The sequence below is a fragment of the Blastococcus sp. SYSU DS1024 genome (assembly GCF_054050795.1).
Genome location: NZ_JBJHAA010000003.1, coordinates 144,215 through 165,198 on the forward strand (window position 1 = coordinate 144,215; position 20,984 = coordinate 165,198).

Below are 20,984 nucleotides of genomic sequence, written 5' to 3' on the forward strand. Positions count from 1 at the left end.
GTCCTCGCTCAGGCCGGCTGGGCGGCCTGGGGGTTGATGGTGTCCCAGCCCTCGACGGCCTCGGGCTTGCGGGGCGCGGGGCCGATGTAGCGGGCCGACGGGCGGACGAGGCGACCGGTGTTCTTCTGCTCGAGGATGTGCGCGCACCAGCCGGCGGTGCGGGCGCAGGTGAACATCGAGGTGAACATGTGGCTGGGGACCTCGGCGAAGTCCAGGACGATGGCCGCCCAGAACTCCACGTTGGTCTCGACCGGCCGGTCGGGACGCCGCTCCCGCAGCTCCTTGAGGGCGGCGTTCTCCAGCGCGAGGGCCGCCTCGAAGCGGGGGGCACCCAGCTCCTGGGCCGAGCGGCGGAGCACGCGGGCGCGCGGGTCCTCGGCGCGGTAGACCCGGTGGCCGAAGCCCATCAACCGCTCCTTGCGGTCGAGCAGGTCCTTGACGTACTTCTCCGCGTCGCCGGTCTTCTCGACGTCGTCGAGCATGTGCAGCACGCGGGAGGGGGCGCCGCCGTGCAGCGGGCCGGACATCGCGCCGATGGCGCCGGACATGGCGGCGGCGACGTCGGCGCCGGTGGAGGCGATGACGCGGGCGGTGAACGTCGAGGCGTTCATGCCGTGCTCGGCGGCCGAGGTCCAGTAGGCGTCGACAGCGGCCACGTGGCGGGGGTCGGGCTCGCCGCGCCAGCGGACCATGAAGCGCTCGACGATGGTCGAGGCCTCGTCGATCCGGCTCTGCGGGACGGCGGGGGTGCCGATGCCGCGGGCGGACTGGGCGACGTAGGACAGCGCCATGACGGCGGCGCGGGCCAGCTGCTCGCGGGCGGTCTCGCTGTCGATGTCCAGCAGCGGGCGGTAGCCCCAGAAGGGGGCGAGCATCGCCAGGGCGGCCTGGACGTCGACGCGGACGTCCCCGCTGTGCACCGGGATGGGGAACGGCTCGGCCGGCGGCAGGCCCGGGCCGAACTTGCCGTCGACCAGCAGCGCCCAGACGTTGCCGAAGGTGACCTTGCCGACCAGGTCCTCGATGTCGACGCCGCGATAGCGCAGCGCGCCGCCGTCCTTGTCCGGTTCGGCGATCTCCGTCTCGAAGGCGATGACGCCTTCCAGGCCGGGTACGAAGTCGTCGGCCATCTCGCAAGCTCCTCTGCGCGTGGACCCACGTGCGCGCAGGTAACGGCGCACGATTGCCAGCCGACCCTAGGCCGTCGGCCCCGTCCTGGCACACGCGGGGCGCTGCGGGTGCCCTCCCGAGCCGGCGCGCGCAGCCGGTGTCAGCATGGCGGCGTGCCCGACCTGACCCGCATGCGCAACGACTACACGCTCGGGCGGCTGCGCGAGGACGAGCTCGCCGCCACCTGGGTCGAGCAGTTCGACCGCTGGTTCGCCGATGCCGTCGCAGCGTCGCTCCCGGAGCCCAACGCCGTCGTGGTGGCGACCGCCGACGCCGACGGCGCCCCGGACGCCCGGATCGTGCTGATGAAGGGCTACGACACCGACGGGATCGTGTTCGGCACCAGCTACGCCTCGGCCAAGGGCGCGCAGCTGGCGGTCAACCCCCGCGCGGCGCTGGTCTTCCCGTGGCACGCGCTGCAGCGCCAGGTGCGGGTGGCCGGTCGGGTGGAGCGGATCGGCGACGCCGCGTCCGACGCGCTGTGGGACCCGCGGCCGCGCGGCTCGCAGCTGGCGGCGGCGGCCTCGGTGCAGTCGAGCGTCGTCGACTCCCGGCACGAGCTCGAGGAGCGGGTGCGGCTGCTGGACGAGCAGTCGCCGGAGGGGAAGCTGCCCCGCCCCGCGGCGTGGGGCGGCTACCGGGTGGTGCCCGAACGGGTCGAGTTCTGGCAGGGCGGCGGGGACCGGCTGCACGACCGGCTGCGCTTCGTCCGCGACACGGCGGAGGGCGGGGGCTGGATCGTCCAGCGGCTCGCCCCGTGAGCGGGCCGCCCGGGCCGCCCGGGCCGGTCGGGCCGGTCGACCCGGTCGAGCCGGACCGGGCGGTGGTGGAGCCGGTGCCCGAGCCGGTGCGGCGGCGCGGGTGGGCGGTGGACACCACGCCGCTGCGCGTCCCCGCCTACCGCCGGCTCTTCGGCGGCGTCGCGGCCACGATGATCGGTCAGCAGATGACGCTGGTCGCCGTCCCGTACCAGGTCTACGAGCTCACCGGGCGGTCGCTGTTCGTCGGGCTCACCTCGCTGGTCGCGCTGGTCCCGCTCGTGGTGTTCGGGCTCCTCGGCGGCGCGATCGCCGACGTCGTCGACCGGCGGACGCTCATGATCGTCACCTCGACGGGCGCCGCGGTGACGAGCGCGCTGCTCGCCCTCCAGGCGCTGCTGCCCGGGGGCGGCAACCTGGCGCTGCTGTGGGTGCTGACCGCCTTCGTCTCCGGCTTCGCGGCGGTCAACCAGCCGGCGCGCAGCGCCGCGATCCCCGCGCTGGTGGGGACCGCGCTCGTGCCGGCCGCGAACGCGCTGGCGATGACGGTGCGCCAGGCCGGGGTCATCGCCGGCCCGCTGCTCGCCGGCGTCCTGATCAGCCAGGGCGAGCTCTTCCTCACCTACGCGGTGGACGCGCTGGGCTTCCTGCTCGCCGCGCTGCTGCTGCGCGGCCTGCCCTCCCTGCCGCCCGGCGGCCGCGCCCGTCGGCTGCGGCTGGGCGCCGCGGTGCGCGGGGTGGGGGAGGGCTTCGCCTTCCTGCGCACCCAGCCGGTGCTCCTGATGACCTTCGTCGTCGACATCATCGCGATGCTGTTCGCCTGGCCCAACGCGGTCTTCCCGGAGCTCTCGGCCGAGCGGTTCGCCGGATCGCCGAACGCGCTGGGCTGGCTCTTCGCCGGGGTGTCGGTGGGCGCGCTGGTCATGGGGCTGACCTCCGGGTGGGTGTCGCGGGTCGACCGGCAGGGAGCGGTCGTCCTGGGCGCCATCGCCGTCTGGGGACTGGCGGTCATCGGGTTCGGGCTGGCGCCGTCGCTGTGGCTGGCCGTGCTGTTCCTCGCCGTCGCCGGGGCGGGGGACATGGTGAGCGCGGTGCTGCGCTCGTCGATGCTGCAGCTGGCGGCGCCGGACGAGATGCGCGGCCGGATGCAGGGCGTGTTCCTCGTCGTCGTCGCCGGTGGCCCGCGGCTGGGGGACCTGCGGGCCGGGGCGCTGGCGAGCGCGGCGTCGGTGACGGTGGCGATGGTGTCCGGCGGCATCGTGGTGGTGCTCGCGATGGCCGCCGTCGCGCTGCTGGTGCCCTCGTTCTGGCTGTTCCGCGCCTCCCGTTCCGGCGTCGACCGCACCGGCTGACGCCCGGGGGCCCGGCCGGGCTCGCCCGCCCCCGAGAGTGGCGAGGCCGGCCGGGCACAGGGGGCAGTAACCGTTACCGCCGGTCCCTACTCACCGGTACGCGTACCGGGGCCTCAGGCGAGCGCGCGGGCCACCACCCGCAGATCGGCGACCAGGGCGTCGTAGGCGGCGCCGCGGGCCTCGTCGGGCGTGCGCAGGACCGCCGAGGGGTGGGTGGTGGCGAGGATCCAGGTCTGGTGCGGGGCGTCCTCGTCGTCGTCCTCGGTCGGCGCGGGGGCGCCCGGCGACGTCCACGGCGCCAACTGCCCGCGGTCGCGGGTGATGCGGAACGACGGCGAGATCAGCCCCTTGGCCGCCGTCGCGCCGAGCGCCACGACGACCTCGGGCTGCAGCACCGCGAGCTCCGCCTCCAGCCACGGCCGGCAGGCCCGGAGGTGCTCGGGCCGGGGCGTCTGGTGGATGCGCCGCTTGCCCTTGACGGTGTGCGAGAAGTGCTTCACCGAGTTGGTGACGTAGCTGTCGCGCCGGTCGATGCCGGCCTCGACCAGCGCCTTGTCCAGCAGCCGGCCGGCCGGGCCCACGAAGGGCTCGCCCCGCCGGTCCTCCTGATCCCCCGGCTGCTCGCCGACGAAGACCACCCGGGCGGTCTCGGGCCCCTCCCCGAACACGGTCTGGGTGGTGTCCTGCCACAGCTCGCAGGCCCGGCACCCGGCCGCCGCCGACCGCAGCTGCTCCAGGCCCACCCCGGTGGGCGGCCGCGCCACGCCGTCGCGCTCGCTCATGAGCCGATGACACCGCACCGGCGCGACCGTCGCGAGGCGAACTCCCGGTGAACGACGCCCGGGGGCGAGTTGATCTCCCTGGGGAGGTCGTGAGGGCCGCTACGGTTCCCGCGGCAGTGCTCGCACGGCAGGAGGAGACAGGTGCTCGAGTTCGACGGGCTGCACAAGAGCTTCGGGGCCGTCCGCGTCCTCGACGGCGTGGGGTTCACGGTGGCGCCGGGGTCGATGTTCGGCTTCTGCGGCTCCAACGGCGCGGGCAAGACCACGACGATGCGCGTGGCGATGGGGCTGGTCCGGCCCGACGCCGGTGAGGTGCGCTGGCAGGGGCGTCCGCTCGACCAGGAGTCCCGGCGCCGCGTCGGCTACATGCCGGAGGAGCGCGGGCTCTACCCGAAGATGAAGGTCGGCGAGCAGGTCACCTACTTCGGCCGGCTGCACGGCATGGACTCCGCCGCGGCGACGCGCGCGGCCGACGAGTGGGTCGAGCGGCTCGGGCTGGGGCCGCGCAGCGGCGACGCCGTCGAGAAGCTGTCGCTGGGCAACCAGCAGCGGGTGCAGCTTGCCGCCGCGCTGGTGAGCCGGCCCGAGGTGCTCATCCTCGACGAGCCGTTCTCCGGCCTGGACCCCATCGGCGTCGACTCGCTGGCCGAGGCCCTGCTGGACCAGGCGCGCGCAGGCGTCCCGGTCGTCTTCTCCAGCCACCAGCTGGACCTGGTGGAGCGGCTCTGCGACTCGGTCGGCATCCTCGCCCGCGGGCGCATGGTCGCCACCGGGACCGTCGACGAGCTCCGCCGCCGGGAGGCCGGCCGGCTGCTGCGCGTCGTGGTGCCGGACGCCGCGCCGGGCTGGGCCGCGGCGCTGCCCGGCGTCCGGGTCGTCTCCGAGCAGGCCGGTGACACGCTGCTGGAGCTGGCGCCGGACGCCGACGACCAGGCGGTCCTGGCCGCCGCGCTGCGCACCGGCCGGGTCGCCCACTTCGCCTGGCAGCAGCCCACCCTCGTGGAGCTCTTCCGCGGGGCGGTCGCCGCCCCCAGCACCCAGGAGGTGGCGGCGTGAGCCCGTCGCGGACGCCCGGCAGCGCGGGACTGGTGCGGCTCGTCGCCGCGCGCGAGGTCTCCGCCCGCATCCGGGACAAGAACTTCATCATCAGCTCGGTCGTGATCCTGGTGCTGCTGCTCGGCACGCTGGGCATGCAGGTGGCGCTCGGCTCCGGAGGCGACGCCACCCGGATCGGGCTGGTCGGCGGGAGCGCCGAGCTGGGCCGGGCGCTCGAGGCCCAGGGCGAGGCGCTCGGCGTCGACGTCGCCCTGGTCGGTCTCGACGACGAGGCCGCCGCCCGCACGGCGATCGAGGACGGCGACGTCGACGGCGTGCTGGTGGCCGAGGGCGGGGGTGAGCCCGAGCTGCTGGTCGAGCAGTCGGCCGGCGGGACGCTGCAGTCGGTCGTCCAGGGCGCGGTCACGCAGCTGGCGCTGGCCGAGCAGCTCGCGGCCGCCGGGGTCGACGACCTGCAGGTGCCCGAGGTCGCGGTGACGCCGCTGGACCCGGACGCCGACCAGGACGGCCAGCGCATCGGCATGGCGATCATCGGCGTCGCGCTGCTCTACGGCCTGCTCATCCTCTTCGGCCAGTTCGTCGCCCAGGGCGTCGTCGAGGAGAAGTCCAGCCGGGTGGTGGAGCTGCTGCTGGCGACCATGCGGCCGTGGCAGCTGCTGGCCGGGAAGATCATCGGCCTGGGGCTGCTCGGGCTGGCGCAGATCGTGCTCATCGTCGCCGTCGGGGTCGCCGGGGCGCTGGCCCTCGACATCGTCGACATCCCCGGTGAGCTGATCGGCACGGCCGTCGCCGTCGTCGCCTGGTTCGTGCTCGCGTACGCGTTCTACGCGGCGATCTTCGCGGTGACCGCCTCGCTGGTCAGCCGGCAGGAGGACCTCAACACCGTGGTGACGCCCACGATCATGGTGCTGGTGGTCGCCTTCATCGTCGGCATCCAGGCCGCCGCCGAGCCCGACGGCACGCTCGCGGTCGTCACCTCCTACATCCCGGGGTTGTCGCCGATGGTGATGCCGGTGCGGCAGGCCGCGGGCAGCGTGGCCGTCTGGGAGGTCGTGCTGTCGGCGGCCCTGATGGTCGCGGCCATCGTCCTGGTGGTCCGCCTCGGCGGTCGCGTGTACGCCGCGGCGCTGCTGCGCACCGGCGGCCGGACCAAGCTGCGGGAGGCGTTCCGGGCCGAGCGCGTCTGAGGGTTGGCCGCCCCGGCCGGCCGGGTAGCGGCGCGGCATGGCGATGCAGCTGGGCTACACGATGATGACCGAGCAGGCCGGGCCGCGGGATCTGGTCCGCCACGTGGTGGGCGCCGAGGAGGTCGGCTTCGACTTCGCCGTCAGCAGCGACCACTACTTCCCGTGGCTGGACGAGATGGGCCACTCGCCCAACGCGTGGGTGACCCTCGGGGCCGCCGCGCAGGCCACCAGCCGGATCCCGCTGATGACCTACGTGACCTGCCCGACCTTCCGCTACCACCCGGCGGTCGTGGCGCAGCAGGCCGCGACCCTGCAGATCCTCTCCGAGGGGCGCTTCACCCTCGGCCTCGGCGCGGGGGAGAACCTCAACGAGCACGTCGTGGGCGCCGGCTGGCCGCCGGCCGACGTCCGCCACGAGATGGTCATGGAGGCGCTGCAGATCATCCGCGACCTGTTCGACGGCGAGGGCTACACCAACTTCCGCGGTGAGCACTTCGACGTCGAGTCGGCCAAGCTCTGGGACCTGCCGGAGAAGCGCGTGCCCATCGGCTTCGCGGCCGGCGGGAAGCAGGCGGCCACCATCGCCGGCGAGCTGGCCGACGTGCTGGTCGCGACCGATCCGATGGCCGAGCTGGTCGAGGCGTTCGAGGCCGCCGGGGGCGCGGGTAAGCCGAAGATCGCGCAGATGCCGATCAGCTACGGGACCGACGAGGCGGCCGCGGTGACCCGGGCGCACAGCCTGTTCCGCTGGTTCGGCCTCGGCTGGAAGGTCAACGCCGAGCTGCCCGGGCCGAGCGCCTTCGACGCGGCGAGCCAGTTCGTCCGGGAGGAGGACGTGGCGGGCAGCATCCCGTGCGGGGACGACGTCGGCGCGGTGATCGAGGCCGCGCAGGCGTACGCCGACGCCGGGTTCACCCACCTGGCCCTGGTGCAGGTCGGCGGGGACCAGCAGCAGCCCTACCTGGAGTGGGTGCGCGGCTCCCTGATGCCGGCCTGGCGCGAGGCGTTCGGCAGCTGACCGGCCGGTCGGGACAGCTGATCGGGTGACCGATCGGCTCCTGGCCGCTCCGTTGGGGTGAGGTGGGCCCGCAGGGGGCAGCGCTGCGGGCCCTGCGGCCCTGATCATCGGCGGCATGACCGAGGACCTGGACGTGCGGCTGCGGCGGCTGCTCGCCTCCGACGACGCCGACGCGCTGATCGACCTCGGCTGCGACCTGGCCGACGCCGGCCGGCAGACCGACGCCGAGGCGTGCTTCCGCCGGGCGTTCGACCTGGGGGACTCCGTCGCCGCGTTCAACCTCGGCAACTCGCTGGCCGCCCAGCACCGCTGGGAGGAGGCGGTCGACGCCTACGAGGTGGCGCTGCGCGGCGGCGAGGCCGATGCCTGGCGCAACCTCGGCCTGGTGCTCGAGGACCTCGGCGACCTCGCCGGCGCGATGCGCGCCTACCGGGGGGCGGCGGCCGCCGGCGACCTCGAGGGTGGGTTGCAGCTGGCCTTCCTGCTCCGGGAGCAGGGTGAGCGCGAGCAGGCCATGGCGGTGGCCGAGGAGTTCGCCGCCGCCGGCGACCAGGAGGCCGCCGCCGTCGTCGCGTGCTGGCGCTGGTGCGCCACGCTGGACCCGGCGCTCGAGGAGGATCTCCGCGCCGGCCAGCACCACTTCCCGGCCGCCCGGGCGGACCTGGCGCACCTGCTGCGCGAGACCGGCCGCTCGGCCGAGGCGCGCGCGGTGCTGGAGCGCGGCGCCAAGCTCGGCGAGCAGGTGGCCTGGCTGCCGCTGGGCAACCTCTACCGCGAGGAGCTCGGCGACGAGGAGGCCGCCGAGGAGGCCTACCGCAGCGGCATCTCCGCCGGTGACGCCTACTGCCACCAGAACCTCGGCGTGCTGCTGGCCGACCGCGGGGACCTCGAGGGCGCCGTGGAGCAGTTCCGCCTGGGGGCGGCGGCCGGCGACCAGCTGGCGGCCCAGTGCCTGCGGGAGCTCGAGCACTGAAAGGACCACCCTTCCCCCACGCCTCGCACGCTCGGCGCGGGCCCCTGAAGGGCGGCCGTCCCACCAGGCCGATACGTGCTCGTCACACGGGTCCCGGATACTGCGGGTGTGTCCGAAGCCACTGTCGACGTCGCAGACCTCCGCCACCACGGTGCGCCCGGCACCGGTGACCGCGCGGACGACGAGCCGCTGCGCGAGGACATCCGGCTCCTGGGGCGTGTCCTCGGCGAGGTGATCGGCGAGCAGGCCGGGCCCGAGGTGCTGGAGCTGGTCGAGTCCACCCGCGTGGAGGCCTTCGGCGTCCGCCGCTCCGAGGTCGACCGGGCCGAGCTCGCCCGCCGGCTCGCCGGCCTGGACGTCCGCTCGGCCAACCACGTCATCCGGGCGTTCAGCCACTTCTCGCTGCTGGCCAACCTGGCCGAGGACATCCACCACGAGCGCCGTCGCCGGCACCACCGCCGCGCCGGCTCCCCACCGCAGCAGGGTAGCCTCGCGGCGTCGTTCGCCCTGCTGGACGAGGCGGAGATCCCGGTCGAGACCGTGGCCCGCGAACTCGCCGGTGCCCTCGTCTGCCCGGTGGTCACCGCCCACCCCACCGAGGTCCGCCGCAAGACGGTGTTCCAGGTGCAGCGGCAGGTGACCCAGCTGATCCGGGAACGGGACCGTGCGGGCGACGGCGACGTCGACCCGGCGTGGTCGGCGCAGCTGTGGCGCTCGGTGCTCACCCTCTGGCAGACGGCGCTGCTGCGGCTGTCCCGGCTGCGGCTGACCGACGAGATCGACGAGGCGCTGCGCTACTACGAGCTCTCCTTGTTCGAGGTCGTGCCGGCGATCAACGCCGAGGTGCGGCGGGCGGTCGAGCAGCGGTGGCCCGGTGCGGGGGTCCTGCGCCGGCCGATGCTGCTGCCGGGCTCCTGGATCGGCGGTGACCGCGACGGCAACCCGTTCGTCACCGGCGAGGCGCTGCGCCGCGCCACCTCACGGCAGGCGGAGACGGCGCTGGGCCACCACCTGGCCGAGCTGGCCGAACTGCGCAGCGAGCTGTCGATGTCCGACCGGCTGGTCACGCCGACGCCGGAGCTGTACGCGCTGGCCGAGGCCTCCCGCGACGACTCGCCGTTCCGCGCCGACGAGCCCTACCGGCGGGCGCTGACCGGCATCTCCGCGCGGCTGGCCGCCACCGCCGCCCGGGTGCTGGGAGGGGTGCCCGGGGACGCCGGGTCCGTGCCGGCGCTGCCGCCCTACGACCGCCCCGACGAGCTGCGGGCCGACCTGGACGTGGTGGACGCGTCGCTGCGCAGCCACGGCGCGGGGCCGCTCGCCGACGACCGGCTGCTGCGGCTGCGGGAGGCGGTCGAGGTGTTCGGGTTCCACCTGTGCGGGCTGGACCTGCGGCAGAACTCGTCGGTGCACGAGCAGGTGGTCGCCGAGCTGCTGGCCTGGGCCGGGGTGTGCGACGACTACACCGCGCTCGACGAGGCGCCCCGGGTGGAGCTGCTGGCCGGGGAGCTGACGCTGCGGCGCCCGCTGGTCCGCCCCGACGCGCAGCTGTCGGAGGAGGCGCGCAAGGAGCTCGACGTGCTCCTCGCCGCGGCCGAGCGCGTCGCGCTGCTGGGCGCGCGCACGATCCCGAACTACGTGATCAGCATGTGCGAGTCGGTCAGCGACGTCCTCGAGGTCGCCGTCCTGCTCAAGGAGGTCGGCCTGCTCGACCCGGCCGGCCCGGACGGCCCCACGTGCCCGGTCGGCATCTCCCCGCTGTTCGAGACCATCACGGACCTGCAGAACGCCGCGACGACGCTCGGCGCGGTGCTCGACCAGCCCCTGTACCGGGCGCTCCTGGCCGACCGGGGCGACGTGCAGGAGGTCATGCTCGGCTACTCCGACAGCAACAAGGACGGCGGCTACCTCGCCGCCAACTGGGCGCTGTACCGGGCCGAGCTCGACCTGGTCGAGCTCGCGCGCCGCGAGGGGATCCGGCTGCGGCTGTTCCACGGCCGCGGCGGCACCGTCGGCCGAGGGGGCGGCCCCAGCTACGAGGCGATCCGCGCGCAGCCCCCGGGTGCGGTGGCCGGGGCGCTGCGGCTCACCGAGCAGGGTGAGGTCATCGCCGCCAAGTACGCCGATCCCGACCTCGCCCGGCGCAACCTCGAGGCGCTCGTCGCCGCGACGCTCGAGTCGACGCTCCTGGACGTGGAGGGGCTGGGGGACGACGCCGAGGACGCCTACGCCCTGCTCGACGACCTCGCCGCCCGCGCGCAGCGGGCCTACCGGGGGCTGGTGCACGAGACGCCCGGTTTCGTGGAGTGGTTCCGGGCGGCGACCCCGATCGGCGAGCTCGCCGAGCTCAACATCGGCAGCCGGCCGCCGTCGCGCAAGGCGGGCAACTCCATCGCCGACCTGCGGGCGATCCCGTGGGTGTTCAGCTGGTCGCAGACCCGGATCATGCTGCCCGGCTGGTACGGCACCGGATCGGCGCTGGCGGAGTGGGTCGGGGGCTCCGCGGAGCGGCTGGAGCGGCTGCGCGAGCTGCACCGGCGGTGGCCGTTCTTCCGCACGGTGCTGTCCAACATGGGCATGGTGCTCGCCAAGACGGATCTGGGGCTCGCGGCCCGGTACGCCGAGCTGGTGCCCGACGAGGAGCTGCGGGCGCGGGTGTTCGACCGCATCACCGCCGAGCACGAGCGCACCTGCCGGATGACGCTGGCCGTCACCGGCGACGACGACCTGCTCGCCGACAACCCGTCGCTGGCCCGGTCGATCCGGAACCGGTTCCCGTACCTCGAGCCGCTGCACCACCTGCAGGTGGAGATGCTGCGGCGCCGCCGTGGCGGGGAGGACGACGAGCTCACCAGCCGCAACATCCAGCTGACCATCAACGGCATCGCCACCGCGCTGCGCAACAGTGGCTGAGCCGGGGCTGCGCACCGCGGCCAGCTCCGACCTGCCGGCCGCGGCCGAGGCGCTGGGGCTGCCGGCGGCCGCGCTGGCCCCGGCCCTGCTCGACCCCTGGGCGCGGGTGCTGGTCGGGGACGAGGGCCAGGTGGTGCTGGTCCGCCGGCAGTGGACCGACGACGCCACCGCCGCCGCCGTGGTCGTGCGCCGGGCCGGGGTGCCGCTGGACCACCCCGTGGTGCTCGCCGCCGCGGCGGGGTGGGGGTGCGACCGCATACAGCACCTCGCGACCGGCCGGGCGATCGACGTGCCCGGTCCACCGGCCGACGCCCCCCTGCCGCTGCGCTTCGCCCACCTGGCGGCGCTCGCGGCCACGCGGGTGGAGACCGCGGTGGCGCTCGCCCACGGCACCGGGGAGACGCGGACCAAGCGGGACGGGAGCCTCGCGCTGGCCGCCGATGCCGCCGCCCACGCCGCCGCCGTCGGAGTCCTCGGTGCGCTGGGCGTGCCGGTGCTCAGCGAGGAGAGCCACGACACCGCGGTGGCCGAGGGGCGGCCCTGGGTGGTGCTCGACCCGCTCGACGGCACCGGCAACTTCGCCGCCGGCCTGCCGCCGTGGGCCTTCTCGGCCGCGCTGGTGCAGGAGGGCCGGCCGGTCGCCGGGCTGGTCGCCGACCTCTCCTCAGGCCGTCGGTGGGCGGCCGTCGAGGGGCACGGGGCGGTCCGGGACGGGGTGCCGGCGCGCACCCGGCCCGGTGGCACGGTCGTCGTCCCCAGCGGGCCGCGGGGCGGCGCGGTCGCGGTGCCGGCGACGGCCCGCCGGGTGCGGATCACCGGGTGCACCGCCGTCGACCTGTGCCTGGTGGCCGACGGCGCGGCCGCGGCCTGGCACGACCTGGACCGCAGCGGCACGCACGTCCACGACGTCGCCGGTGGGCTGGCGGTGCTGGCCGCCGCCGGGGGCGCCGTCCTCACCGACGCGGGTGAGCCCCTGGAGCTGACGCCCGACACGGGCGCGCTGATCCGGTTCGTGGCCGCCGCCGACGAGGCGGCGGCGCGCGAGCTGCTGGCCGCGCTGCGCTGACTCAGCGCGGGCGGGTGGCGGCCTCCCGGACGGCGGCCAGCAGCGCCTCCCGCTCGTGCAGAGTCGTCCGGGCACGGCCGCGGCTGGCACCCAGCGCCTGCTCCGCGGCGTCGATCGCCCGCCAGTCCTCCAGCAGCACCGGCTCCGCGCCGCGGGCCTGCAGGGTGCGCACCAGGTCGTCGGCCGGGCCGCGCACCCGCAGCGTGCCGTCGGCGGCGTCGGCCAGCAGCGCCGCGACGGTCTCGCGGGCGTCGTGCTTGTTGTGCCCGACGACCCCGGTGGGGCCGCGCTTGATCCAGCCGGCCACGTACTCCCCGGCCGACGGCCGCCCGTCGCGCAGCACCCGCCCCACGCCGTCGTGGGCGACGGTGCCGGTGCGCTGGTCGACCGGCAGGCCGGGCAGCGGGGTGCCGAGGTAGCCGACCGAGCGCACCACGAGGTCGGCCGGGAGCACCTCGAACTCGCCGGTGCCGATCGCCCGGCCGTCGCCGTCGACGGCGGTGCGCTCCACCTCGACGCCGGTGACCCGCTCGGTGCCCAGCAGCCGCACCGGGCGGGAGTAGAAGCGCAGCCGCAACCGGGTGCGGCCGGGCTCCGGCTCGTGGTCCGCCCACTCGCGCAGGACGGCGAGGTTGCGGGTGGCGTTGCGGTCGGCCGCCGCCCGCGCCTCGGTCTCGGCGTCGAGCTCCAGGTCGGCGGGGTCGACCAGCACGGTCGCCGCCGCGAGCCCGCCGAGCTCGCGCAGCTCCTGGGTGGTGAAGGTGGCCTGCGCCGGGCCGCGGCGGCCGAGCACCGTCACCTCCTGGACGGGCGCGGCCGCCAGGACGTCGATGACGTGCTGGGGCATGTCGGTGGGCTCCAGCTCCTCGGCGGTGCGGGCGAGGATCCGCCCGACGTCGAGCGCGACGTTCCCCACCCCGACGACCACGGCGTTCCGGACGCCGGCCAGGGCGGCCTCCACGGTCGCGCGGTCGGCGTCGGGGTGGCCGGTGTACCAGGCGACGAGGTCGGTGGCGGCCAGGCTGCCGGGCAGCTCCTCGCCCTCGATGCCCAGGTGCCGGTCGAGGGCCGCGCCGTAGGTGTAGACGACGGCGTCCACGTGCGCGCGCAGCTCCGCCAGCGAGAGGTCGGTGCCGACCTCCACGTTGCCCACGAACCGCACCAGCGGGTGGTCGAGGCTGCGGTGCAGGGTGTCGCGGATCGCCCGCATCTTCGGGTGGTCCGGGGCGATGCCGTGGCGGACCAGGCCGAACGGGGTGGGCAGCCGGTCGAGCAGGTCGACGGCGACGGGGACCTCGCTCTGCCGGGTCAGGGCATCGGCGGCGTAGATGCCGGCCGGGCCGGCGCCGATGACCGCCACACGCAGCGGGTGGTCAGCGGTCGGGGGAGGAGGAGTGCCGTCGTCGACCACCCTGGCATCCTGACCCGGCCGGGGCCGCGCCACCAGGGCAATCGTCCGGGCTGTTCGATCCCCGTCGTCCCCAGGAGGTCCCGTGTCCGTCGTCGTCGTCGCCACCATCACCCCGAAGCCCGAGGCGGTGGACGCCGTCCGCGAGGCGATCCTCGCCGCCGTGCCGAAGGTGCACGCCGAGCCCGGGTGCGAGCTGTACGCGCTGCACGAGGGGGACGGCGTCTTCGTCATGGTGGAGCGGTGGGAGAGCCCCGAGGCGCTGCGCACCCACGGCAAGGCCGAGGCGCTGACCACCCTGGGCGCGACGCTGGCCGACAAGCTGGCGGCGCCGCTGGAGGTGCGCCGGCTGGCCGCCGTCCCGGCGGGGGAGCCCGGCAAGGGCGCGCTCTGACGTCGAGCGGCCTCAGCGGCAGGCGTGGTCGTGGTCGAGCTCGCCCGGGACGTACTGGGTGAGCTCGACCTCCCCGTCGGGGACCAGCGGCGGCTTCCCGCAGGCCGCCACGGCCTCGACGCGGGTGGTGGCACCGGCCAGCCAGCTGGGCAGCCCGGCCAGCGGGCTCTCCTCGGGCACCTCGCCGACGATGCGGCCCCACTGGTAGCCGGTGGAGTACACGCCGACCCGAGCGCCCCGCCCGGTCAGGTACTCGGTCATGCCTTCGAGCGCGGCCCGGTTGCGGGCGCGCGCGTCGGAGGAGCCGTCCTGCCAGGTGTTCATGGTCTCGACGTCCAGCCACCACGTGTAGCGCGCCGGCTGGCTGTCCAGCTGCACGGCGCGGGCGGCGGGGCGGAAGAACGACTGCACGCTCGTGCGCGCCCGCTCCCAGCCGTACTGCCACGAGCACGCCGTCGAGTTCTCGCCGTCGCAGCGCCCGTAGGGCGTGCTGCCCGCCTCGGGCCAGGTGGTGACCTGGTCGCGCAGCTCCCCGGGGTTCGCGGTGTTGAGGTAGAGCTGCACGCGCGGCTGGCCGGCCGCGCCCGAGGAGCCCGCGGCCCAGTCCAGCTGGTCGGCGAGGCAGGGGTTGACCCGGGTGGCCAGCCCGCCGTTGACGCCGACGACCGCGAACGCAGCGTCCTCGGGGAGGTCGGTGCCGCACTGCGGGTGGGAGACGTCGTAGCCGACGGTGCGCGTGGGGCCGGCGGTCTCGACCGGTGCGGCGGAGGCGGCGGCGGGCAGACCGAGGAGCGCCCCCACCGCGGCGAGGGCCACCACTGTGCATGATCTGCGTCTCACTGCACTCGACGGTACGCGCGGCCGAGCGGCACCCGCCGGTACCGGTCAGGCCGCCTGGCAGACGGGGCACCAGTAGAGGTTGCGCCCCACCAGCACCTGGGTGCGGATGCCGGTCCCGCAGATCCGGCAGGGGAGGTCGGTGCGCCGGTAGACGTAGTGGGCGTCCTCGCGGGTCACCGCACCGCTGCGCCGGGAGCGGTCCTCGGGGCGGGTGGTCACGATGCGGCCCATCCGGACGCCGGAGCGCATGAGGGTCACCAGGTCCCGCCACATGGCGGCCCACAGCGTGGCGTCGATCTGCCGGCCGGGGCGGAACGGTGAGACCCGGTGCCGGAACAGCAGTTCCGCGCGGTACACGTTGCCGACCCCGGCCAGCACCGACTGGTCCATGAGCAGGGCCCCGACCGCCGTGCGGCTGCCCGCGATGCGCCGGTGGGCGACCGTCCCGTCGGCTCGGGGCCGCAGCGGGTCCGGCCCCAGGCGGCCGAGGATGCGCTCGGCCTCCGGGGCGGTGAGCACCTCGCAGGCGGTGGGCCCGCGGAGGTCGCCCCACGCCCCGGCGCCGTCCGGGCCGTCGCCCACCCAGCGCATGCGCAGCGCCCCCTTGGCCGGGGGTGGCGTGCCGGCGCCGGTGAGGAACGTGCCGTACAGCCCGAGGTGGACGTGCAGGTGGTCGCCGCCGAAGCGGGCGAACAGGTGCTTGCCGTAGGAGAACACCTCGTCGAGGACCCGCCCGTCGAGGAGGGCGGCGCCGGCCTCGAACCGGCCCTGCGGGCTGGTCACGTGCACCGGGCGGCCGGCGAACGGCAGCTCGAGCTGCCGCGCCAGGCGGAACAGGGTGTGGCCTTCGGGCACCCGCGCAGCGTAGGTGGCGCCGCGCGTCACCGGCTCAGTGGTCGGCGGTCTCCAGGCCGAAGTGCGGCCGGTCCTCGACCGCGACGAGGTCGACCAGCTCGGGGTGCTGCTGGATGTAGTGGCGGACGAAGGAGCAGTACGGCAGCACGGTCAGGCCTCGCTCGCGCGCCGCGGAGAGGACCCCGGCGACGAGGGTCTTCCCGATGCCCTGACCACCCATGGTGGGGTCCACCTCGGTGTGCGGGAGAGTCATCTGCCCCTTCTCGACGTGGTAGCTGGCGAGTCCGACGACGCGCTCGCCCTGCCGGACCTCGAACCGACCCCGCTCGGGGACGTCGACCACCGTGGTCTCCATCGTTGCGGCCCACCTCTCTGACCCCCGGCCACGCTGCCGGAGCTCGCTTCGACCCCAGCACGGTAACCCGCTGGAGGCGTGCGCTCTCTCTGCCGTACCGACGAGTCGGGCCGCGCCAGAGTTCCGACGGCCACCCGATAGCCTCTCCGGCGTTGGTCCCGGCGCAGGTGGTGCTGCGCCGTGGCCCCCGTAGCTCAGGGGATAGAGCATCGGTTTCCTAAACCGTGTGTCGCAGGTTCGAATCCTGCCGGGGGCACTGCCGAGCAGCTGATCGGGCGAGCGGGTCCGGAGGCGCCACCGTGCCACGGGCACTGCCGCGGGCCGTCCGTGCGTGGCACGCTCCGGCCATGAGCGACCAGGGGGACGGGTCCTCGCGCCGGCGGGGGCATTCCTCGCCGCAGGACACGGCGGCGGGCTCGGGCGAACTCGCGGGACGGCTGGCCGACGCGGCGCGGGACCTCCAGCGCCAGACGAGCAAGCAGGCGGTCATGGACAAGATCGTCACGCTGGCCGCGGAGATGGTGCCGGGTGCCGGGGACGCGTCGATCACCATGGTCCGGCGGCGCCGGTTGGCCTACTCCGCGGCGGCCACCGGCGACCGGCCCCGGGCCTTCGACCGGCTGCAGGAGCAGACCCGGCAGGGGCCGTGCATGGACGCGCTCCGGGAGGAGCGCGCGGTCCGGGTCGACGACCTGATCGCCGACGAGCGCTGGCCCGATCTGGCCGCCCGGGCCGGCGGCGTCGGCGTGCGGAGCCTGATGTGCTTCCAGCTGTTCGTGCACGGTGACGACCTGGGGGCGCTGAACCTGCTGTCGGACGAGCCGGCCGCCTTCACCGAGGCGGCCGAGCACGTCGGCCTGCTGCTGGCCAGCCATGCCGCGGTCGCCGTGGCCGACGCCCAGGAGCTGGAGCACGTGAACACGGCGCTGGTCCACCGGGACGTCATCGGTCAGGCCAAGGGCATTCTCATGGAACGCCTCAAGATCACTGCGGATCAGGCGTTCGGCGTCCTCGCGAAGGTCAGCCAGGAGACCAACCGCAAGCTCCACCAGGTCGCCGAGGAGCTCGCCCGCACCGGCTCACTCGGCCGCTGACCTCGATCGGGGGCTCAAGCACCGCGTTCACCCGACCGATGGAGTGCAGGTCAGGTCGTCACCGAACGTGAGCGGAGCAACCAGCGTGTCCATCCCGATGGCCGGCGTCACCCGGGTCCTCGTCCTCGCCGATGCCCCCGTCCTGCGCCGCGGACTGGTCGGCATGATCGACGAGACCGCCGGCACGCAGGTCGTCGGTGCGCCGGGGGAGCCGCGGCGGGCCCTGGTGCTGGCCGAGTCGGCCCGCCCGGACGCGGTGGTCGTGGAGCTCGGCTCCGGGCGCAGCGCCACGCTGACCGCTTGCCGCGACCTGCGCCGCCGCTTCCCGCGGACGGCGATCGTGGCGGTGGCGACGTCCGAGGACCCGGCCGTGGTCAACGAGGCGCTCGCCGCCGGCATCCGCGGCTACCTGCTGCTAAACACCTCCGCCACCCTGCTGGGCTGGGCCGTGCTGGCCGCCCGCGCCGGTCGCACCGTCGTCGACCCGCAGATCCGCCGGGTGGCGCCGGGTGAGGCCGCCCCGGCCGCTCGCGAGCTCACCCCCGCGGTACCGCTGACCCGGCGGGAGTCCGACGTCCTCGACGAGCTCGTGCTGGGCCAGTCGAACCGCACGATCGGCGAGAACCTGTTCATCTCGGAGGACACGGTGAAGTCGCACGTGAAGGCGATCCTGCGCAAGCTCGGCGCCCGCGACCGGGCGCACGCCGTCTCGCTGGTGCTCTCCGCCCGCAACGGCTGCACCTGCGGCGCGCACGACCTGACCGCCGCCCCCGCCGAGATCTGAGATCGAACCGGGTCGTCGCCGGGCAGCTGCCGCAGGCCGCCGACGGCTGAGGTCCGACCGGGCGGCGTCCGCGGGGTTACCGTGCTGGGCATGGTCGGCATCCTGACGGCTGTGCTGCTGGTCGTGCTGCTGGCCGGGATCGTCGTCTGGTGGGTCTCGGTGCCGCAGCCGGCCGGCCGGGCGCTGCCCGCCCGCGAACGCGTGCTGCGGGAGCGGGCGGTCGCGGCGGCCCGCTGGCACGCCGCGCACGACGAGGTCGACGGCGTGACGCGGGTGCTGCTGCGGCGGAGCTGCCCAGGGCTGGACGGGCACCCGGAGGTGCTCGAGGACCGGGTGTTCGAGACCTTCCCGGCGGACGACCCCATGTGGGAGGCGCGCTTCACCGAGGCGATGGCGGGCGCCCGCTTCCGCTGCGAGTACCTCAACAACGAGGAGACGCAGGAGTAGCCGAGCCGCCGGCGGGCAGGATGGGCGGCATGGGTCAGGTCGTCGCCACCACCGAACGTGTCCTGCGCGCCCCGGCGGACGTCGTCCGCGCCGCGCTCGCCGACTACGCCGTCACCCGGCCGCAGGTGCTGCCCGAGCAGTACAGCGAGTACCGCGTGGACGCCGGCGGCCAGGGCGCCGGCACCAAGGTGCACTGGCGCCTGCAGGCCACGTCCAAGCGGGTGCGCGAGCAGGACGTCGTCGTCACCGAGACCCCCGACGGGGCGCTCGTGGAGACCGACACGAACTCGAGCATGGTGACCACGTGGACCGTCTCCGCGGCCGACGCCGGGGTGAGCACGGTGCGGGCGCGCACCACCTGGACCGGCGCCGGCGGGATCGGCGGGTTCTTCGAGCGCACCTTCGCCCCCAAGGGCCTGGCCCGCATCCAGGACGCGATGCTGGCCCGGCTCGAGCAGGCGGTCACCGCCGGCTGAGCCCGGACCGGCCGTCGGTCAGGACGACGCGCGGTCGTCCCCGGGCCACCGGTAGCCGGCCGCCCCGATCCGCCGGGCCAGCTGGTCCCGCAGCTCGGCGTGCTCCGCGGTCCGGAGGGCGAGCTGGGCCGGGTCGACCTGCAGGCCGGCGCGGCCGATCTCCGCGGCGTCCAGCGGCGGCGCCGTCGAGGTGCGCTCGCCCCCGGTCGCGGGGGCGTGGTCGACGTACTGCTGCACGGAGGAGACGACCGACCGGCGCACCCCGGCGGGGAGCCGGCCGGCCGGGTCGGCTGCCGACGACAGCACCAGGGCCGCGTCGAGCAGCAGCGCGACAGCAGGGGCGGTGCCGAGCTCCGGCGCCCGCGGCCGGTAGGCGTGCAGCAGCGGGTACGCCCGGTGCTGCTGCCCCAGCGTCGCCAGGGTCGAGGACAGCGAGGACAGGGGCACCACCGCCGGAAGGGTCGTCCCGGGCACGGCCAGGCCGGCCGCCACCTCCGCGCCGGTGCCCCCGAACCCGGTGACCTGGGAGGCGAAGCTCCGCTTGCCGACCACCGCGGAGATCACCGAGGTCAGGTAGGAGACGCCGAGGGTGATCAGCAGCATCCCGCTCAGCGCGGCGGCCATGGTGGCCAGCTGGAACCCCGCACCCGCGGGCTGGTACCCCCCGTTGCCCAGGGTGGCGACGCTGTAGCCGGCGAAGTAGAACCGCTCCCAGACCGAGGCCGGGGCGCCGCTCGACGAGCCGACGACCGCGTCCTCGTCGCCGAGGAAGACCAGCGACCAGCCCAGCCAGAGCAGGGTGAACCAGGCGCCGACGGTCGCTGCGACCAGGACGACCCCGGGGCCGCCCACGAAGCGCACCGGAGCCGCGTCCGCCACGGCCGGTCGCCGGGCCAGCCGCCACACCGCGTCGGTGATCAGCCGGGTCATCGGACCCGGGCCACTGGCCACCGCCAGCGTCGTCCGCGCCTCGTCGACCACCGCGAACGCGACGATCGCCAGGCCCAGGACGTCCCACCACCACCCGGTCATGCGGAGCCCGGCTGCGGTGCGTGGTCGCAGTCGGTGGCGGCAGGCAGGGAGCGGACGGCGGTTCGACCTCCTCGATCGGGCCCGGCGCATCGGCCGTTCGGCAGGGACGATGGCGGAGTGACCGTAGCGACCTCCGCCGTCGAGGGCCTCTCCGAGCTCGTCGGCCTCCTCGGCGACGGTGGGACCGTCGTCCTCTCCGGCGCCGGGTTGTCCACCGACTCCGGCATCCCCGACTACCGGGGTGCCACCGGATCGCTGCGCCGGCACACCCCGATGACGTACCAGACGTTCACCCGCGACCCCCGCGGCCGGCACCGCTACTGGGCGCGCAGCTTCGTGGGCTGGCGGCAGATCGCCGATGCCCGGCCCAATGCCGGCCACCGGGCCGTCGCCGAGCTCCAGCGGGCCGGTGCGGTGGCCGACGTGATCACCCAGAACGTCGACGGTCTGCACCAGGCCGGCGGGGCGCGCGACGTGCTGGAGCTGCACGGCGGGCTGGACCGCACCGTCTGCCTGGCCTGCGGGGACATCGCCTCGCGCGCCGCCCTCGACGTTCGGCTGCGGGCGGCCAATCCCGGGTTCCGCCCCGAGCCGGTCGACGAGGTCAACCCGGACGGCGATGTGGAGCTCCCCGAGGAGGTGCTCGACGGGTTCGTGATGGTCGGCTGCGTGGCGTGCGGGGGTGGCCCGCTCAAGCCCGACGTCGTGTTCTTCGGCGAGACCGTGCCGCGGGACCGGGTCGACGCCTGCTTCGCGCTGGTCGACGACGCCCGGGCGCTGCTGGTGCTCGGCTCGTCCCTGACCGTGATGAGCGGCTACCGGTTCGTCATCCGCGCCGCCAAGCGCGGCATCCCCGTCGCGATCGTGAACTCCGGGGCCACCCGTGGCGATGCGAAGGCATCGCTCAAGGTCGACGCCCCGCTGGGCGTCGTCCTGCCGGAGCTGGCCCGCCGGCTGGCGTGAGCCGGGCGGCGGTGCTGCGCGCCCGGCGGTTGACCATGCCCCCAGAGGGGCAGGAAGCGCC

Annotated in this window: 21 protein-coding genes and 1 tRNA gene; 15 read left to right on the forward strand and 7 right to left on the reverse strand. The window is 75.3% G+C overall.

The annotated features are described in order from the left end of the window. Nucleotides 1-8: 8 nt before the first annotated feature. Nucleotides 9-1,130, reverse strand: a complete 1,122-nt coding sequence (locus tag ACI79S_RS04055; protein ID WP_456592158.1) for a citrate synthase 2 — start codon at nucleotides 1,128-1,130, stop codon at nucleotides 9-11. Between the two features lie 153 nt (nucleotides 1,131-1,283). On the opposite strand from ACI79S_RS04055, the gene pdxH reads away from it, so the two are divergent. Next, a complete protein-coding gene (pdxH, locus tag ACI79S_RS04060) occupies nucleotides 1,284-1,931 on the forward strand; it encodes a pyridoxamine 5'-phosphate oxidase (protein ID WP_456592159.1) in 648 nt (215 codons plus the stop codon). Beyond that, a complete protein-coding gene (locus tag ACI79S_RS04065; RefSeq protein ID WP_456592160.1) occupies nucleotides 1,928-3,280 on the forward strand; it encodes an MFS transporter in 1,353 nt (450 codons plus the stop codon). The genes pdxH and ACI79S_RS04065 overlap by 4 nt, the downstream gene beginning before the upstream one ends. 113 nt (nucleotides 3,281-3,393) lie before the next feature. On the opposite strand, the gene ACI79S_RS04070 is transcribed toward ACI79S_RS04065, so the two are convergent. Continuing rightward, a complete protein-coding gene (locus ACI79S_RS04070) occupies nucleotides 3,394-4,062 on the reverse strand; it encodes a UdgX family uracil-DNA binding protein (RefSeq protein WP_456592161.1) in 669 nt (222 codons plus the stop codon). Nucleotides 4,063-4,203: 141 nt separating this feature from the next. Here ACI79S_RS04070 and ACI79S_RS04075 point away from each other — a divergent pair, with 141 nt between their 5' ends. From ACI79S_RS04075 to ACI79S_RS04100, 6 genes are all read left to right on the forward strand, one after another. Then, nucleotides 4,204-5,118 carry an ABC transporter ATP-binding protein gene (locus ACI79S_RS04075; RefSeq protein WP_456592162.1) on the forward strand — a complete coding sequence of 305 codons (915 nt, stop codon included), beginning with the start codon at nucleotides 4,204-4,206 and terminating at the stop codon, nucleotides 5,116-5,118. Then, the gene (locus ACI79S_RS04080; protein WP_456592163.1) at nucleotides 5,115-6,305 is read left to right on the forward strand and encodes an ABC transporter permease; all 1,191 of its coding nucleotides are present in this window, start codon (nucleotides 5,115-5,117) and stop codon (nucleotides 6,303-6,305) included. The genes ACI79S_RS04075 and ACI79S_RS04080 overlap by 4 nt, the downstream gene beginning before the upstream one ends. Before the next feature lie 37 nt (nucleotides 6,306-6,342). After that, entirely contained in the window at nucleotides 6,343-7,323 is a 981-nt protein-coding gene (locus ACI79S_RS04085; RefSeq protein WP_456592164.1) for a TIGR03557 family F420-dependent LLM class oxidoreductase, read from the forward strand. A gap of 115 nt (nucleotides 7,324-7,438) precedes the next feature. Then, nucleotides 7,439-8,296, forward strand: coding sequence for a tetratricopeptide repeat protein (locus tag ACI79S_RS04090; protein ID WP_456592165.1), 858 nt, complete (start codon nucleotides 7,439-7,441; stop codon nucleotides 8,294-8,296). A 108-nt stretch (nucleotides 8,297-8,404) separates the two neighbouring features. Further along, nucleotides 8,405-11,209, forward strand: a complete 2,805-nt coding sequence (gene ppc / locus ACI79S_RS04095; RefSeq protein ID WP_456592166.1) for a phosphoenolpyruvate carboxylase — start codon at nucleotides 8,405-8,407, stop codon at nucleotides 11,207-11,209. Then, nucleotides 11,202-12,275, forward strand: coding sequence for an inositol monophosphatase family protein (locus ACI79S_RS04100; protein ID WP_456592167.1), 1,074 nt, complete (start codon nucleotides 11,202-11,204; stop codon nucleotides 12,273-12,275). The genes ppc and ACI79S_RS04100 overlap by 8 nt, the downstream gene beginning before the upstream one ends. Before the next feature lies 1 nt (nucleotide 12,276). Here the strand turns inward: ACI79S_RS04100 and ACI79S_RS04105 are convergent, their stop codons facing one another. Then, a complete protein-coding gene (locus tag ACI79S_RS04105) occupies nucleotides 12,277-13,686 on the reverse strand; it encodes an NADP oxidoreductase (RefSeq protein WP_456592168.1) in 1,410 nt (469 codons plus the stop codon). Nucleotides 13,687-13,768: 82 nt separating this feature from the next. Between ACI79S_RS04105 and ACI79S_RS04110 the strand changes: the two genes are divergently transcribed. After that, nucleotides 13,769-14,077: a putative quinol monooxygenase gene (locus tag ACI79S_RS04110; protein ID WP_456592169.1), complete on the forward strand. Its 309-nt coding sequence runs from the start codon at nucleotides 13,769-13,771 to the stop codon at nucleotides 14,075-14,077. Between the two features lie 12 nt (nucleotides 14,078-14,089). Here the strand turns inward: ACI79S_RS04110 and ACI79S_RS04115 are convergent, their stop codons facing one another. The 3 genes from ACI79S_RS04115 to ACI79S_RS04125 all read right to left on the reverse strand — a co-directional run bounded on the left by ACI79S_RS04115 (nucleotide 14,090) and on the right by ACI79S_RS04125 (nucleotide 16,127). Further along, entirely contained in the window at nucleotides 14,090-14,893 is an 804-nt protein-coding gene (locus ACI79S_RS04115; protein ID WP_456592170.1) for a hypothetical protein, read from the reverse strand. A gap of 69 nt (nucleotides 14,894-14,962) precedes the next feature. Then, nucleotides 14,963-15,772, reverse strand: coding sequence for an Fpg/Nei family DNA glycosylase (locus tag ACI79S_RS04120; RefSeq protein ID WP_456592171.1), 810 nt, complete (start codon nucleotides 15,770-15,772; stop codon nucleotides 14,963-14,965). A gap of 34 nt (nucleotides 15,773-15,806) precedes the next feature. Next, entirely contained in the window at nucleotides 15,807-16,127 is a 321-nt protein-coding gene (locus tag ACI79S_RS04125) for a GNAT family N-acetyltransferase (protein ID WP_456592172.1), read from the reverse strand. Nucleotides 16,128-16,310: 183 nt separating this feature from the next. Here ACI79S_RS04125 and ACI79S_RS04130 point away from each other — a divergent pair. From ACI79S_RS04130 to ACI79S_RS04150, 5 genes are all read left to right on the forward strand, one after another. Then, nucleotides 16,311-16,383 (forward strand) — tRNA-Arg (locus tag ACI79S_RS04130). A 91-nt stretch (nucleotides 16,384-16,474) separates the two neighbouring features. Further along, nucleotides 16,475-17,221, forward strand: coding sequence for a GAF and ANTAR domain-containing protein (locus tag ACI79S_RS04135; protein ID WP_456592173.1), 747 nt, complete (start codon nucleotides 16,475-16,477; stop codon nucleotides 17,219-17,221). Between the two features lie 85 nt (nucleotides 17,222-17,306). After that, nucleotides 17,307-18,005, forward strand: coding sequence for a LuxR C-terminal-related transcriptional regulator (locus ACI79S_RS04140; RefSeq protein ID WP_456592174.1), 699 nt, complete (start codon nucleotides 17,307-17,309; stop codon nucleotides 18,003-18,005). Nucleotides 18,006-18,095: 90 nt separating this feature from the next. Further along, nucleotides 18,096-18,452, forward strand: a complete 357-nt coding sequence (locus ACI79S_RS04145; RefSeq protein WP_456592175.1) for a hypothetical protein — start codon at nucleotides 18,096-18,098, stop codon at nucleotides 18,450-18,452. 29 nt (nucleotides 18,453-18,481) lie between these two features. Further along, on the forward strand, nucleotides 18,482-18,928 hold the full coding sequence (locus ACI79S_RS04150) for an SRPBCC family protein (protein ID WP_456592176.1): 447 nt from the start codon (nucleotides 18,482-18,484) through the stop codon (nucleotides 18,926-18,928). A gap of 18 nt (nucleotides 18,929-18,946) precedes the next feature. Here the strand turns inward: ACI79S_RS04150 and ACI79S_RS04155 are convergent, their stop codons facing one another. After that, entirely contained in the window at nucleotides 18,947-19,960 is a 1,014-nt protein-coding gene (locus tag ACI79S_RS04155) for an ion channel (RefSeq protein WP_456592177.1), read from the reverse strand. A gap of 117 nt (nucleotides 19,961-20,077) precedes the next feature. Here ACI79S_RS04155 and ACI79S_RS04160 point away from each other — a divergent pair, with 117 nt between their 5' ends. Continuing rightward, nucleotides 20,078-20,923, forward strand: a complete 846-nt coding sequence (locus tag ACI79S_RS04160; RefSeq protein ID WP_456592178.1) for an NAD-dependent protein deacetylase — start codon at nucleotides 20,078-20,080, stop codon at nucleotides 20,921-20,923. The last annotated feature ends 61 nt before the right edge of the window (nucleotides 20,924-20,984 follow it).